Origin of the sequence: Micromonospora sonchi, assembly GCF_014646235.1 — a bacterium.
GTDB lineage: Bacteria > Actinomycetota > Actinomycetes > Mycobacteriales > Micromonosporaceae > Micromonospora > Micromonospora sonchi.
Map to the genome: position 1 here is coordinate 43,474 of NZ_BMNB01000015.1, position 13,714 is coordinate 57,187.

Below are 13,714 nucleotides of genomic sequence, written 5' to 3' on the forward strand. Positions count from 1 at the left end.
GCGGGTCGGGGGCGTCACAGCCGGTACGCCAGGTCGGCCGTGGCGTCCGGGTGCCGCCCGAGGAGCAGGAACAGCACGGTCCGTTCGTCGGTGCCGTCCAGCCCGAGGGCGGTGTCCATGGAGACGTTGTCGAAGCCCAGCACCGCGCCGCAGCCGACGCGCTGGGCGGTGGCCGCGCAGTACGCCCGCTGGGCCACGGCGCCGATCTCGGCGTTGAGGATCCGGTAGCCCCGGGGGCCGTACGCGTCGAGCACGGCGTCGAGCCGGCCGGAGATGGCCAGCACCGCCCCCACCTGCCCCATCGTGTAGTTGGTGAGGAAGTACTGCTGTTGCAGGAAGGCGGACATCCCACCTTCGGGCTCCGGCCCGGCCGGCAGCAGCGCGTGCCGCCGGGGGCAGTAGGCGTAGCCGCCGGCAGCCAGCCCGTCGAGGTGGTTGGCGAAGACCCAGAGCCGGGTCAGCGCCGGCGCGTTGACGGGCAGTCCGGCATCGGCCGGATGGTGCCGGCCGGCGGTGGCGAAGGCGAGGGTGGTGCCGAGTTCGGCGGCGGTCAGCTCGGGTGGCCGGCGGAACCGGCCGAAACTGCTGGACCGGGTGGCCAGCACCGCCGACAGGGGACGGTCCAGCCGGTCGAGCAGGGGTGCGGGCAACGTGACCGCCGCACCGGGCATCTCCCGGGGGGCAGCGTCGGAGACGGCCTGCGGGGCGATGACGGCGGGGGCCGCTGCCGCCCGGTGCGCCGCGGTGACGGCCGGGAACTGCCGCACCCGGCGGGAACGCTCGTGGGCGGCGTACCGGACCTGGACGTCCACGGCCGACGGAGCCGGCGCCGCGACCGGGTCCGTGCCGACGTTGGCAGCCGGGTCGGGCGTGCCGGGCGGTGGGTCGGTGGCCCACCGCACCGGCACCACCGCGAAGACGCTCTGCTGGTCGCTGTCGAAGCCGAGCAGCCGGTCCACCGGCGCCGGGTCGAAGCAGAGCAGCCGACGCAGCGGTACGCCCAGCGCGGACGCCAGCAGTTCCCACGAGCCGAGCAGGGCGCCGAGGTCCTGGGTGACCACGTGGTAGCAGAAGCTGTTGTACTTGAACGAGTTCTTCCAGAACTTGATGCTCGCCAGCAGGAAACTGTCGGCGTCCTCGGTTGCGGCGAGCCCGGCCCGGACGGTGCCGCTGACGTCGCCGAGCAGCAGCCGTTGGAGCACGTGCCGGCCGGTGTCGTAGTGGTAGACGCCGGGTAGCAGCGGTGCGGACGCGCCGGCGACCAGGTACAGCTCCACCGGGTACATGCCGCCGCCGGACGCGGTGCCCCGTCCCCAGACGGCGTGCTCGAAGTGCGCCCGCTTGGCGACGTCCTGGTTCCAGTTGACGGTCATCCGTCTGTCGAGCACACCGTACGACAGCCGCAGCAGGGTCGCCAGCCGGGCCAACGACCAGCCGGTCGACGTCGGTTCCTCCCCGGTGGCCCCGTCCGCCACTGGCGGTCCTGCCCGGGTGAATCCGTCCGCCACTGGCGGTCCTGCCCGGGTGAACAGGTCCCGCAGGGTGGCCAGCTCGGGCAGGTCCGCCGGCAGCGGCACCCGGGGCGCGCCCGGGTACGCCGTGTGGCGGGAGGGCTGGTCGACCCAGTCCACCTCGAAGTTGAGCGGTTCCATCGGGGTCCGGGCCCGGCGGAAGACCGCCTCGGTGTAGTCCCGGACGACGTCGCGGGCCTCCTGCTGCATGCCGGTGCTCCTATGGGAAGGGGTGCGGGTGGGGGTTGCGGCCGGTGGGTCCCAGCCGGTCGGGTCCGGACCCGCCCCGGGCCAGGTGGCGCTCCAGTCGGTCGCTGTAGAACACCCGTTGCCGCTGCCACCCGAAGTCGATCGGGACCAGGGCGGGGGCCACCAGCGCCATCGTGTGCATCCTGGCGATTTCCTGCTCCGGGCAGGTCTGGTCGACGGCCAGCACGTCGCCGCCGAGGCCGGCGATCAGCCCGCACAGGTACTCCGCGTCGGCGCGCAGGTCGTCGTGGGTCGGCCGGGCGGCCAGCCAGTCGCCGTACAGCTCGGTCATCGAGCGCAGCGGCGGGTCGTCGAAGAGGAACCGGGCGTGGTGGGCCATCTCCGGCAGCCCGTACAGCAGGGCGTGGTGGCTCAGCTCGGTGACCTTGGTGTAGTCGCGGGTCATCTCCCGCAGCGCCGGCTCGCTGGCGGCGACGCGCTCGTCGAAACCGGGGACGTAGGACGCCGTCTCGCAGACCGCCGCCCGGACCGCGTCGTCGGGGTCGAGGCTGGCACCGGCGGCGAAGCAGAGCTGGCCGAGTCCGTCGCCGCGCTTGACGGCGACCGCGGTGACCACCGGGACGGGCAGGTCGGCCCGGGTGTCGAAGAGGCGCAGGTCGTACCCGAGCAGGTTCACCCGGTCGAGCATGAAGTGCACCCGCTCGTCGCGGCAGGTCGCCGGGTCGATCTCGGCCTGCCGCGCCGAGCCGTACCAGGCGAGCAGGAAGGCGTCCCGCTCGACCAGTTCGAGCATGCCGTGCAGCAGCGCCTCCTCCGGGCAGCTGCCGCTGGCACAGCCGTTGGAGCACTCCTGGACGAACTTGCGCTGGTCGGTGCGCCGGTCCAGGTAGTACACCAACTGCTCGGGCACGAGCCGGGGCTCGCGGTCGCGCAATGAGTACCCCCACACCCAGTGCATCGGCTCGGTCGGCGAGTAGGGGGCGTAGTAGAGACCGTGGCCGTGATAAAACGCCGGGTGGTAGCCCAGGCCGGCCGGGTCGAGGGCGTGTGGGGCGAGGTTGGCGTAGCTGTCGAAGACCGTGGTCGTCTTGGCCCGGGGGAACTGCCCGGCATACCGTTCCAGCCCCTCCAGCAGCGCGTACGTCTCGCTGCCGCCGTAGCTGTTGGCGTGCCCGCTCCACCACATCTCGTGCAGGTCGTATCGGCTGCGGACCCGGAAATAGCCGGTCACCGGCGCGGTGGCGGTGGCGTTGTACGCGCGCAGCGCGTTGCCGCCCAGCGCGCCGGCGATCGGGTTGGCCAGCGCGGTGACCGGGAGGTCGAGGTCCCCGGCCGAGCGTAGCCGGTACCCGGACGGGTCCGGCTTGGGCCGGCTGGTCAGCGGGATGACCGCGGCCTCGGCGGTGTCCGGGCGGGGGCGGGCGCAGGCCGGGCACTCGGAATCGGCCAGCACCGCCACGACCGTGATCTCCAGGGTGTCCATCCGCAGTTGCCGGAGGCGGCCGACGCCGGGCCGCTCGGGTTTCGGTCGGGCGGCGTCGAGCAGGAGCTGCCACAGCGCGTCGACGGCGAACGGCGTCAGGTGGGGCAGGGCGGCGACCGCACCGACCCGGGCACCGTGCTCCAGGGCGTGCCGCTCCTCGCGTACCCGGATGGCCTGCCAGCGACGCTGGACGCAGAGCGGGCAGGGCCGCGGCGCGGGGGCGGGCTCCGCCGTCCGCTGCGAGTCGTCTGGCGGCGGGGACCAGCGGGGGCCGACCAGCGCGGTCGCGCCGTGCAACCAGATCGGCAGGACGTCGCCGCCGGGGACAGCTTCGGCACCGTCGCGGTACGCGTCGGTCAGGCCCAGGGCGGCGATGCGTACGGTGAGCCCGTCGAGCGGCGTCCGGCCGGGCGGGTGTGCCTGGTCCTGGCGTCGCTCGTGGAGCGCCTCGCCGAGCTGTTTGAGGCTGCTGTCCCACCCGGTGGAAGTGGTCTGGACATCGACGATCATCGTTCACCTGTCTGCGCTCGTACGGCTGGGGCGGGGACCGGGTGCCCCGCCGACGTGGACCGCCGGCGGGGACGGCGGCAGCGGGATTACCCGCCGCCGCATCCGGTGCTGGTGCTGCTGCTGCAGCAGCTGGACGTGCTGCAGCTGCAGCAGCTGGAGCACGAGCAGCTGGAGCTGGACCAGGCCATGACCATCGCGTCGATGGCGTCGACGTCCTCGATCTCGAACGTCTCGGTCTCCAGCGTGCGCAGTTCGTCAATGAGTTCCGGCACTTCGATTCACCTCCCCTCCGGTGGCACGGGCCACGACAGCGCCGGGCGTCCGGAACGTCCGGCGCCACGGTGGCTCAGCTGGTGCTGCTGCAGATGTCCATCAGGTCGGCGGACAGTTCCGCGATGTCCTCGACCTCGAAGGTCTCGGTCTGCAGATCGCGGAGTTCACTGCGGACCGAATCGGGTAGCGAAGCGGATGTCGGGGGTTGGATCGGCACGGGACGTCTCCTTCAGCCGGGTCGGCGCCAGTCGTCTGTGGTCGGTGGCCGCACCACCACGGTGGATCCAGCGGAGGCACGCAGGGGCTGCTCGCCGAGGTCAGTCGGCGGCGGATGGGTCGTGTTGCGGTCCCACCAGGACGGAGGTCATCGGCGTCGGAGGTCAACCCCGCTCACCCGGATCAGCCGCAGCTGGAGCAGCTGGTGCTGCAACTGCAACAGCTGGACGTGCTGCAGCTGCAGCAACTGGAGCAGGAGCAGCTGGAGCTGGTCGCCGCGAGCGCGTCGGCGCCGTCCTCGATCTCCTCGATCTCGAAGGTCTCGGTCTCCAGCTCGCGGAGCTCGTCGTTCAGAGTGATCGGCATGTTTCCACCTCCTTTCCGTGGTGCGTGCCTCGCCGGACCACATTGCTGTGGTGGCTTCAGTCGGCCGTGCGGCCGTGGTGGCGCAGCAGGACCACGCCGCTGCGGAACGCCCCGCTGGCCCGGATGTCCCGGGTGGTCGTCTCGACCAGCAGGGCGTCGATCGACCGCGCGGCCAGCGCCGCCAGCACCGCAGCCCGGCCGGTGCCGGCCGGGGCGCCGGCGCCGGTGACGCCGGTCGTGGTGATGCCGGTGATGAGCGTCGCCGGATCGAAGTCCCGCAGCACCGGGTCGCCGAGGTCGGCGTCGATCCCCTCGAAGTGCCGCACCTGGACGCGGCCGACCGCGTCCAGTGCGGCGGCCAGCCGGGTGGCAACCGGGTCGAACCCGCCGGCCAGCGCCCACTGGCGATCCCCGCCGGGCAGCTCGGCGACGGCGAGCACCGCGTGCGCGGGCTCGGCTCCGGCCAGCGACAGGACCGACAGCCGGCAGCCGAAGCGGTGCGCCGCCTTGACCACGAAGGCGGTGTCGTCGTCGCGGACCAGGTCCTCCTCGCTCACCGACCGGAGCCCGGACCGGCCGCGGATGGCGCTGATCAGCGCATGGTAGGCGAGCGCGTCGGCCAGGCCCTGGTCGATCACGCCGTCGAGGGTGGCGGCGACGGCCGCGCCGGCCACCGTCGGCTCGACCCAGTCCTCGGCGCCCCGGCCGGTGGTGGGCAGGGCCAGTGCGGCGGGCACCCAGACCCGCTCCTCGCGGCCCAGCACCGTGGCGGGCAGCCACCGCCGCCGGGGGTCGTCGGGCGGCCCACCGACCGCCGTGTCCAGCTGCGTCCACGGCACCGGGTGCTCGCCGCGCTCGCGCAGTTCGGCCGCGGCCGCCGTCACCGCGCCGGTCGGGTCGGCGTACCGGGCCACATGGTCGCGGACCGCCGCCCGGTACGCGGCGAGCCGGGCACCCATCACGGTGTGTACGTCGAAGGCGCTCACCTCGCGCGGCCCGCGCCGGCCGGGCAGCCGCAGCCGGGCCGTCTTGAGCGGCGCCTGCTCCAGCGGGTCGTCGACGAACCGGGTGAACACTCCGGCGTTCGGCGCCACCAGCACCTCGGCGCGCTGGTACGTCTCGTCGTCCGAGCCGTCGGACGGCTCGACCGCGGGCACCTCGACGTGCCGGCAGACCGGGCATGCGGGGTGTGGCAGCACCCGTTCCCGGGTGGATTCCAGGGTGGTCGCGTCGAGCAGGAGCACCCCGGCGGCCGTGTCCGGCGCGAGGGCGCCGGTCAGCACCCGGAAGAGCTCGAACGCGGCGGCGTTGCCCAACATCCGCCCGGTCACCTCGGGCAGGTTCCCGGGTGCGCCGGCCTCGGCGCCGACTGCGAGGTGGCGCCAGAACTCGGCCGAGGCCGCCGGGTCGGCGGCGGCGGTGAGCCGGAGCTGGGCGCAGAGCCAGCAGGGTGTCTGCCCCGCCGTGACGGTCGGCCCGACCACCGCACGGTCGTCGTCCCAGATCACCGGCACCAGCAGTGGACCGTCCCGGTGGCAGGCGCGGGACAGCTCGGCGAGGCGGGCCAGGCCGCTCGGCCCGGTGCAGTAGACCACCGCGTCCGCGCCGGCCGCGGTCACCGGTCCGGCGTGGACGGTGACCGCGGTGGGCAGCCCGTCGGCCCGTAGCTCCGCCAGGTCGGGGCGCAGCGCCTCGGCGTACCGTTGCGGATCGTCGTCCGGGTACAGGTCCAGCGTCAGGCACCCGTTGCGGAGCAGACCGCGGGCCGCCGCGAGCAGGGCCGCTCCCCCGCCGCCGAGCGCCACCCGGGCGTGATGGAACCGCAGGAACCGGCCGGTGGGGTCGTCGGCGAAGTGGTCGACGAACTCGATCTGGGCGGCGAACCGGCGGGCCAGCGGCTCGGCCAGTTCGGTGCGGTCACCGACGTCCTTGGCGAATCCGCGCGCGATCAGCGCGCGGACCAGGGTGAGCACGGTCTGCCGCTGCGCCGGCTCGAGGGCCTCGGTGAGCTTCGCCAGCGTGTGCTCGCCGGTGAGGTACGGGCTCAGCGAGGTCAGCCAGCGGAAGGCGGTCTTGCCCTTGATCAGGAAGGCGCTGTCCGGTCCGCGCAGGTACGCACCGGTGGGCGCGTCCAGGAAGACCACGTCGTGCCGGAGCTTCGGCCGCGTTCCAAGAGTCTCTCCGGCGTCCGGCAGCACGCTCATCTGGGCTCCTATGGCATCGACGTTGACAGTCATGAAAGTGACTACATGCTGCCCAAGGTCAACTCGCGAGTCAACAAACTCCGCTGAAAAGGTAATGCTGCCGGTGAATATCGCGGTCGTGACCTGCGGCTAAGACAAAACGTTCGTTCAGCCGCGCAGGTAGGGACTTCCGGCGCGGATCGGCCTCCGCTACCCTGTGGACGGTCGCTGGCTTGGCCCAGGTCAGACGCCCATTTGTGGCCACTGGCGCGGGGCGCGGACGCCGACCAGTGGCGCACCCGACCCCGGGAGCGCCACCGCCACCGACACCGGCTCGACTTTACGGACAGTTAATTGGTGACATGCAAGCAACCCACCGTGGCGGTCGGGAATTCGAGGTACTTCACATGAGAATTCGAAGAAACCTACGTCACGGGCCCCCATTGCCCGATTTTCCGGTTACGGCGTCCCGTTGATGGACGACCGTTTCGCCATCGAACTGGAGGCCGTCACCAAGCGTTATCAGGGCGGGGTCACGGCGGTCGACGGCCTCGACCTTCGGGTGCGCGAGGGCGAGGTGCTCGGCTTCCTGGGGCCGAATGGGGCCGGCAAGACGACCACCATGCGCATGCTGGTCGGGCTCGTCCGGCCGAGCAGCGGGCACATCCGGGTGTTGGGGCAGCCGCCGGGCACGCCGGGCCAACTGGCCCGGGTGGGTGCGCTGATCGAGTCGCCCGCCTTCTACCCACACCTGTCCGGCCGGGACAACCTCCGGCTGGCGGCCCGGTACGCCGGCATGCCGGACAGCGCCGCCGACCGGGTGCTGTCCGAGGTGGGCCTCAGCGACCGCGCCGGGTCGCCGTACCGGACCTACTCGCTGGGCATGAAGCAGCGGCTGGGGGTGGCCACCGCGCTGCTCAAGGAGCCGATCCTGCTGATCCTCGACGAGCCGACCAACGGCCTCGATCCGGCAGGCGTCTCGGAGATGCGGGAATTGCTGCGCTCACTCGGGCAGCGGGGCCACACCGTACTGCTGTCCAGTCACGTCCTCGCCGAGGTGGAGCAGGTCTGCGACCGGATCGCGGTCATCAACCGCGGCCGGCTGGTCGCCGAAGGCACGCCCGACGAGCTGCGGGGGGCGCTGGGCACCGGGATGCTGCTGATCGACGCCGAGCCGGTCGACCGGGCGGTCGCCTGCCTACGCGAGCACGACCTGGTCCGGGCGGTGGAAGCGGTCGACGGACGACTTCACGTCACCGCCGATCCAGCCCTGGCCGCCGAGCTCAACCGGCGGCTGGTAACCGCCGGGATCGACGTGCGGGAACTGCGCCCGCTGCGCCATTCGTTGGAGGAGGCCTTCCTGGAACTGACCGCAACGCACCGGTCCGACGCCGCCGACGCCGACCGCGAGCAGAAGATCGCCGAGCCGACCGACGGGCCGGAAGTGACGACAGGAGCCAGCCGATGATCGCCTCGGTGCGGGCAGCCTGGTTTGCCGATCGCCGGCGGCCAGCGGTGTGGACGGTCACCGCGACCTGGACCATCCTCGCCCTCGCGTTCGGCATCGGCATCCCGTACCTCGTACACCTGGGACTGGCCGGCGACCCGGAGCAGGCCGACGCCGCCGAGTCCCTGCTCGCCGCCGTCCTGCCGGGCCAGCTGGTCACCACCGGGATCGGGCTGTTCCCACTCTTCGGGGGCGCCATCGTGGTCATCCTCGGCGCGTTGGTCGTCGGCAACGAGTACCGCTGGGGAACGCTGAACCTGATCTTCACCCAGCGGCCTCGGCGTGGGCAGGTGCTAGCCGGGCACGCCGTCGTCCTGTGTGGCCTGACCCTGCTGATCGCGGTGCTCACCTTCGGCGCGCTGGCCCTGGTCACCGGCCTGCTCGCGATGGTGGAGGGGCGCGCGCCCGGCTGGCCACCCGCTGCGGACCTGGCCGGAGCGGTGGCGGCGGCCTGGCTGATCTGCACCGCGCACGCGAGTGTCGGCTGGTTCCTGGCCATCGCCTTCCGGAGCACCGCGACCGCGATCGCGGTCGGTCTGGTCTGGACGCTGGTCCTGGAGAACGCGATCAGCGGGCTCGCCCTCGTCCTGAGCCCGCTGCAGCTGCTGCAGAAGGTCCTGCTGGCCCCCAGTTCCGGGGCGCTGGCCGGTGCCTTGGGCGCGCGCTCCCAGTTCGACGGGGGCACGCCCGGGGTGATGGAATCATCCAGTGCCCTGCTGCCGGTCATCGTCCTGCTCGGGTACACCCTGCTCATGTTCGGGCTGGGCAGCTGGCTGGCGGCGCGTCGGGACGTCAGCTGAGACGTTACAAAACCTCGTCCGCCGCCATCCCGAGCGGTGAACTGACCCTGTGCGGCGGCGACCCGGCCCTCCCCGGCCGGGTCGCCGCCTGCCGTGCCCGCAGGTTACCGGGGGTACGGCTGCCGCTCGGGCGCCGCCGGCACCCCACGCACCGGCAGGCCGAGCCGCTCGACCGCCGCGGCGACGAGCTCGTCCGTGGACAGCCGGAGGTCGAGCACGACACCGGGCTCGTCCGGCCGGAGCGGTTCCAGGGTCGCGGTCTGCGAGTCGAGCAGGCTCGCTGGCATGTATGGATGGGCCCGGGTCGACATTCGCGCCCGGATGACCTCGGTCGGCCCGGCCAGGTGCACGAAGTCCACGCTCGGCGGGCCCTGACGCAGCACCTCGCGGTAGGAGCGCTTGAGCGCCGAGCAGGCCAACACCGTCGACACGCCCTCCCGGTGGCGGGACGCCATCCAGCCGGCCAGGTCGCGCAGCCACGGCCAGCGGGCGTCGTCGTCCAGCGGTACGCCGGAGCGCATCCGGGCCACGCTGGCCTCGGAGTGGAACTCGTCCGCCTCGGCGAAGGTCAGCCCGGTCAGCCTGGCGATGCCCTGGGCCACGGTCGTCTTGCCCGCGCCAGACACGCCCATCACCACGACGTGCCGGGTCGACCGGTCACCAGTCATGGACCGTCCCGTCCATCAGCCGGTTGAACGGCAGGTACGCCGGCTGGTACGGGAACCGCGCGGCAGCCTCCTCGTCGAGTTCCACACCCAGGCCGGGCTGCTCGCCGGGGTGCAGGTAGCCGTCGGTGAAGGTGAACGACTGGCGGAACACCTCGTCGGTGAGCGGCCCGTGCCGCATGTACTCCTGGATGCCGAAGTTGTGGATGGCCAGGTCCAGGTGCAGCGCGGCGGCCATGCCGACCGGCGAGATGTCGGTCGGGCCGTGGATGCCCGACTTGATCTGGTACTGGGCGGCGAAGTCGAGCAGCTTGCGCATCGCGGTGATGCCCCCGGTGTGGGTGACGGCGGAGCGTACGTAGTCGATCAGCTGTTCCCGGATCAGGGTCTGGTAGTCCCACACCGTGTTGAAGACCTCGCCGATCGCCAGCGGCGTGGTGGTGTGCTGGCGGACCAGCCGCAGCGCCTCCTGGTTCTCCGCCGGGGTGCAGTCCTCCAGCCAGAACAGGTCGTACGGCTCGAGGGCCTTGCCCAGCTTGGCGGCCTGGATCGGAGTCATCCGGTGGTGGCCGTCGTGCAGCAGCGGCAGCTCCGGACCGAACTCGTTGCGGACCGCCTCGAAGACGCCGGGCAGGTGCCGCAGGTACGCGCGGGTGTCCCAGTCCTCCTCGGCCGGCAGCGGGGTGCGCTGGGCCGGCTCGTAGTCGTACCGGGTGCCGTCGGTGCTCGGCTGGGCGGCGACCCCGTACACCGCGTTGATGCCGGGCACCGAGGTCTGCACCCGGATCGAGCGGAAGCCGAGTTCCAGGTGCGCGCGGATCGAGTCGAACAGCTCCGGCAGGTCCCGGCCCGAGGCGTGCCCGTACGCCATGATGCCGTTGCGCGACGCGCCGCCGAGCAGCTGGTAGAGCGGCATGCCGGCGGCCTTGGCCTTGATGTCCCAGAGCGCGACGTCCACCGCGGCGATGGCCGCCATGGTGACCGGGCCGCGCCGCCAGTACGCCGAGCGGTAGAGGAACTGCCAGGCGTCCTCGATCCGGTGCGCGTCCCGGCCGAGCAGCAGCGGGACGACGTGGTCGCGCAGGTACGAGGCGACGGAGAGTTCACGCCCGTTGAGGGTGCCGTCGCCCAGCCCGGTGATGCCGTCCTCGGTGGTGATCTTCAAGGTGACGAAGTTGCGGTCCGGACTGGAGACGATGACGTCGGCGGCGACGATCTTCACGAGGGGTGCCTTTCTCAGCAGGTGATGCTCAGCGCAGGGTGGTGCCGGCGGCGCTGCCGGTGATCAGGGACAACTCGTCGCGGCGGGGCAGGCCCTCCCAGTCGCCGTGACCGGCGACCGCGAAGGCCCCGAGCGCCACCGCGCGCCGGAGCCGGTCGACGAGATCCAACCCGTCGAGGTGCCCGGAGAGGTAGCCGGCGGTGAAGGCGTCGCCCGCGCCGACGGTGTCCACGGCGGTGACCGGCACCGCCGGGACGTGCCGCACACCGTCGGCGGTGTGGGCGCGGGCACCGTCGGCGCCGAGCTTGACCAGCACCGTGCGCACGCCACCGCGGAGCAGGTCGGCCACGGCGGCGTTCTCGTCGGCGTCGGGCTCGGCGACCAGGTCCAGCTCGTCGGCGGAGGCGACGACGACCGAGGCGTACCCGGCCAGTGGAGCCAGGGTCGACCGGGCCTGCTCCCGGGACCAGAGCCCGGACCGGTAGTTGACGTCCAGGCAGACCGGGATGCCGGACTCCGCCGCCGTCCGTACCGCCCAGGTCGCGGCGTCGCGGGCACTGTCGGACAGCGCCGGGGTGATCCCGGTCAGGTGCAGCAGGCGGGGGCCGGCCGCGAGCGGGGCGCGCAGGTCGTCGACGCAGAGCGCCGACCCCGCCGAACCGGCCCGGTGGTAGCGCACCCGGGACACGTCGGCGGTACGCCGCTCCAGGAACATCAGCCCCGACGGCCGGTCCGGGTCACGGCGGACCCCGGCGGTGTCGACGCCCTCGGCACGCAACTGCCGCAGTACGAACTCGCCCAGCTCGTCGTCGCTGACCCGGCCGACCCAGGCGGCCCGGTGACCGAGCCGGGCGAGGCCGATGGCCACGTTCGACTCGGCGCCGGCCAGGTGCATGGTCAGCGGCCCGCCGACGGCCAGCGGGCCGGACGAGCGCAGCGACACCAACGCCTCGCCGACGGTGAGCAAATCCAGGTCGCTCATGACCGCACTCCGCGGACGGCTGCGAGGTAGGAGCGGGCGCGTTCGCGCAACGCGCCGAGGTCGCCGCCGGAGGCGGCGTCGCCCACCAGCGGGCCGCCGACACCGACGGCGATCGCCCCGGCCGACAGGTAGGCGGGCAGCTCGGTCAGGCCCACCCCGCCGACCGCGACGAACGGGATGTCCGGGAACGGGTCGCGCACCGCCTTCAGGTACGCCGGCCCGCCGACCGACGCCGGGAAGAGCTTCACCACGCTGGCCCCGAGCCGCACCGCCGTGTACGCCTCGGTGGGAGTGAGGGCGCCGGCCGCGACCGGCAGGCCCCGACGGGCCGCTTCGGCGATCGAGTCGACCACGGCCGGGGTGACCACGAACTGCGCGCCGGCCGCCACCACGTCGGCGACGTCGGCGACGGTGAGCACCGTGCCGGCGCCGACGAACGTGTCGGCCGGGGCGCTCGCCCGGATGGCCGCGATGGCGTCGAGCGCCCCGGGGGTGGTCAGGGCCACCTCGACGATCGACACGCCCTCGGCGAGCAGGGCGGTGCCGGTGGCGATCGCGGCGGCGGTGTCGCTGCCCCGGATGACCGCCAGCAGCCGGGTGGCGGCGAGTTCGGCGGTGAGGTCGACAGCCATGGTCACCACTCCGCGTACGAGCCGTCGGGGTGCCGGAAGGTGGGGCTGCGCCAGGCGTGACCCCTCTTGTCGGCCGCGCGTACCGCCTGCTCGTCGATCTCGATGCCCAGGCCGGGGGCGGTGAGTCGCTGCACGTACCCGTCGACGAAGGCCAGTGGCTGCTGGTCGACGCAGTAGTCGAGCACCTCGGCGCCGAGGTTGTAGTGGATGCCGATGCTCTGTTCCTGGATCAGGTAGTTCGGCGTGGCGAAGCCGACCTGGAGGCAGGCGGCCAGGGCGATCGGGCCGAGCGGGCAGTGCGGGGCGAGTTGCACGTCGTACACCTCGGCCAGCGCGGCGATCTTGCGTACCTCGGTGATGCCGCCGGCGTGCGCGAGGTCCGGCTGGGCCACCGCGATGCCGGCCTGCAGCACCGGCAGGAACTCCTGCCGGCTGTAGAGCCGCTCCCCCGTCGACACCGGGATGGTGGTGGAGCGGACGAACTCGCCGATCAGGTGGGAGTTCTCCGGCACCACCGGTTCCTCGAGGAACAGCGGCCGGTACGGCTCCAGCAGCGGCGCCACCCGGCGGGCGTTGGCGAGGGTGAACCGGCCGTGGAAGTCCACGGCCACGTCGCGGTGCTCGCCGAGCACCTCGCGGGCGGCAGCGACCCGCTGCACCACCGCGTCGAGTTCGGCGACGGAGGCGAGCGGGCTCATCCGGCCGGAGGCGTTCATCTTCACGGCGGTCAGCCCCGCCTCCACCCGTGCGGCGATCTGGTCGCGCACCTCGCCGGGCTCGTCACCGCCGACCCAGCCGTAGACGCGGATCCGGTCCCGGACGGGACCGCCGAGCAGTTGGTGCACCGGGGCGCCGTACCGCTTGCCGGCGATGTCCCACAGCGCCTGGTCGAGGCCGGCGACGGCGCTGGCCAGGATCGGGCCGCCCCGGTAGAAGGAGCCCTTGGTCAGCACCTGCCAGTGGTCCTCGATGCGCAGCGCGTCCCGGCCGACGAGCAGCTCGCTGAGCTGCTCGACGGCGGTGCGTACGGTCTCGGAGCGGCCCTCGCAGGTCGCCTCGCCCCAGCCGACCAGCCCGTCGGTGGTCTCCACCCGGACGAAGAGCCAGCGGGGTGCGACGAGGAAGGTCTCGACGCGGGAAATGATGGTCATGAT

Annotated in this window: 13 protein-coding genes; 2 read left to right on the forward strand and 11 right to left on the reverse strand. The window is 72.8% G+C overall.

The window, feature by feature from the left end; all coding sequences use genetic code 11:
• Nucleotides 1-14: 14 nt before the first annotated feature.
• From IEY61_RS17220 to IEY61_RS17245, 6 genes are all read right to left on the reverse strand, one after another.
• Nucleotides 15-1,721 (reverse strand): SagB family peptide dehydrogenase, encoded by a 1,707-nt coding sequence (locus IEY61_RS17220; RefSeq protein ID WP_189045505.1) that lies wholly within the window; start codon nucleotides 1,719-1,721, stop codon nucleotides 15-17.
• 10 nt (nucleotides 1,722-1,731) lie between these two features.
• Entirely contained in the window at nucleotides 1,732-3,714 is a 1,983-nt protein-coding gene (locus IEY61_RS17225; RefSeq protein WP_189045507.1) for a TOMM precursor leader peptide-binding protein, read from the reverse strand.
• A gap of 86 nt (nucleotides 3,715-3,800) precedes the next feature.
• Nucleotides 3,801-3,986: a thiazolylpeptide-type bacteriocin gene (locus tag IEY61_RS17230; protein WP_189045509.1), complete on the reverse strand. Its 186-nt coding sequence runs from the start codon at nucleotides 3,984-3,986 to the stop codon at nucleotides 3,801-3,803.
• A gap of 74 nt (nucleotides 3,987-4,060) precedes the next feature.
• Nucleotides 4,061-4,204, reverse strand: a complete 144-nt coding sequence (locus tag IEY61_RS17235) for a hypothetical protein (RefSeq protein ID WP_189045511.1) — start codon at nucleotides 4,202-4,204, stop codon at nucleotides 4,061-4,063.
• 182 nt (nucleotides 4,205-4,386) lie between these two features.
• Entirely contained in the window at nucleotides 4,387-4,569 is a 183-nt protein-coding gene (locus IEY61_RS17240; RefSeq protein ID WP_189045513.1) for a hypothetical protein, read from the reverse strand.
• A 56-nt stretch (nucleotides 4,570-4,625) separates the two neighbouring features.
• The gene (locus tag IEY61_RS17245) at nucleotides 4,626-6,773 is read right to left on the reverse strand and encodes a TOMM precursor leader peptide-binding protein (protein WP_189045515.1); all 2,148 of its coding nucleotides are present in this window, start codon (nucleotides 6,771-6,773) and stop codon (nucleotides 4,626-4,628) included.
• A 454-nt stretch (nucleotides 6,774-7,227) separates the two neighbouring features.
• Here IEY61_RS17245 and IEY61_RS17250 point away from each other — a divergent pair, with 454 nt between their 5' ends.
• Nucleotides 7,228-8,220 carry an ABC transporter ATP-binding protein gene (locus IEY61_RS17250; RefSeq protein WP_189045517.1) on the forward strand — a complete coding sequence of 331 codons (993 nt, stop codon included), beginning with the start codon at nucleotides 7,228-7,230 and terminating at the stop codon, nucleotides 8,218-8,220.
• Nucleotides 8,217-9,059: a DUF2705 family protein gene (locus IEY61_RS17255; protein ID WP_189045519.1), complete on the forward strand. Its 843-nt coding sequence runs from the start codon at nucleotides 8,217-8,219 to the stop codon at nucleotides 9,057-9,059. Before IEY61_RS17250 ends, IEY61_RS17255 begins: the two co-directional genes overlap by 4 nt.
• 104 nt (nucleotides 9,060-9,163) lie before the next feature.
• Here IEY61_RS17255 and IEY61_RS17260 read toward each other — a convergent pair whose 3' ends face one another.
• Genes IEY61_RS17260 through dgoD form a run of 5 tightly spaced genes read right to left on the reverse strand, consistent with a single transcriptional unit; the run spans nucleotide 9,164 to nucleotide 13,711 of the window.
• A complete protein-coding gene (locus tag IEY61_RS17260; protein ID WP_189045521.1) occupies nucleotides 9,164-9,727 on the reverse strand; it encodes a gluconokinase in 564 nt (187 codons plus the stop codon).
• Nucleotides 9,717-10,946: a D-mannonate dehydratase ManD gene (manD, locus tag IEY61_RS17265; protein WP_189045523.1), complete on the reverse strand. Its 1,230-nt coding sequence runs from the start codon at nucleotides 10,944-10,946 to the stop codon at nucleotides 9,717-9,719. The genes IEY61_RS17260 and manD overlap by 11 nt, the downstream gene beginning before the upstream one ends.
• Nucleotides 10,947-10,974: 28 nt before the next feature.
• Nucleotides 10,975-11,928, reverse strand: a complete 954-nt coding sequence (locus IEY61_RS17270) for a sugar kinase (protein WP_189045525.1) — start codon at nucleotides 11,926-11,928, stop codon at nucleotides 10,975-10,977.
• Complete coding sequence (locus IEY61_RS17275) at nucleotides 11,925-12,560, reverse strand: bifunctional 4-hydroxy-2-oxoglutarate aldolase/2-dehydro-3-deoxy-phosphogluconate aldolase (protein ID WP_189045527.1); 636 nt, start codon at nucleotides 12,558-12,560, stop codon at nucleotides 11,925-11,927. The genes IEY61_RS17270 and IEY61_RS17275 overlap by 4 nt, the downstream gene beginning before the upstream one ends.
• A gap of 2 nt (nucleotides 12,561-12,562) precedes the next feature.
• Complete coding sequence (gene dgoD / locus IEY61_RS17280; protein ID WP_189045529.1) at nucleotides 12,563-13,711, reverse strand: galactonate dehydratase; 1,149 nt, start codon at nucleotides 13,709-13,711, stop codon at nucleotides 12,563-12,565.
• Between the last annotated feature and the right edge of the window lie 3 nt (nucleotides 13,712-13,714).

Bases quoted from the DNA above. Each gene is read 5' to 3' on its own strand.
- IEY61_RS17250 (WP_189045517.1), top strand. From the start codon at position 7,228: ATGGACGACCGTTTCGCCATCGAACTGGAGGCCGTCACCAAGCGTTAT.
- IEY61_RS17270 (WP_189045525.1), bottom strand. From the start codon at position 11,928: ATGAGCGACCTGGATTTGCTCACCGTCGGCGAGGCGTTGGTGTCGCTG.
- IEY61_RS17255 (WP_189045519.1), top strand. From the start codon at position 8,217: ATGATCGCCTCGGTGCGGGCAGCCTGGTTTGCCGATCGCCGGCGGCCA.
- IEY61_RS17240 (WP_189045513.1), bottom strand. From the start codon at position 4,569: ATGCCGATCACTCTGAACGACGAGCTCCGCGAGCTGGAGACCGAGACC.
- IEY61_RS17245 (WP_189045515.1), bottom strand. From the start codon at position 6,773: ATGAGCGTGCTGCCGGACGCCGGAGAGACTCTTGGAACGCGGCCGAAG.
- dgoD (WP_189045529.1), bottom strand. From the start codon at position 13,711: ATGACCATCATTTCCCGCGTCGAGACCTTCCTCGTCGCACCCCGCTGG.
- IEY61_RS17220 (WP_189045505.1), bottom strand. From the start codon at position 1,721: ATGCAGCAGGAGGCCCGCGACGTCGTCCGGGACTACACCGAGGCGGTC.
- IEY61_RS17225 (WP_189045507.1), bottom strand. From the start codon at position 3,714: ATGATCGTCGATGTCCAGACCACTTCCACCGGGTGGGACAGCAGCCTC.
- IEY61_RS17260 (WP_189045521.1), bottom strand. From the start codon at position 9,727: ATGACTGGTGACCGGTCGACCCGGCACGTCGTGGTGATGGGCGTGTCT.
- IEY61_RS17275 (WP_189045527.1), bottom strand. From the start codon at position 12,560: ATGGCTGTCGACCTCACCGCCGAACTCGCCGCCACCCGGCTGCTGGCG.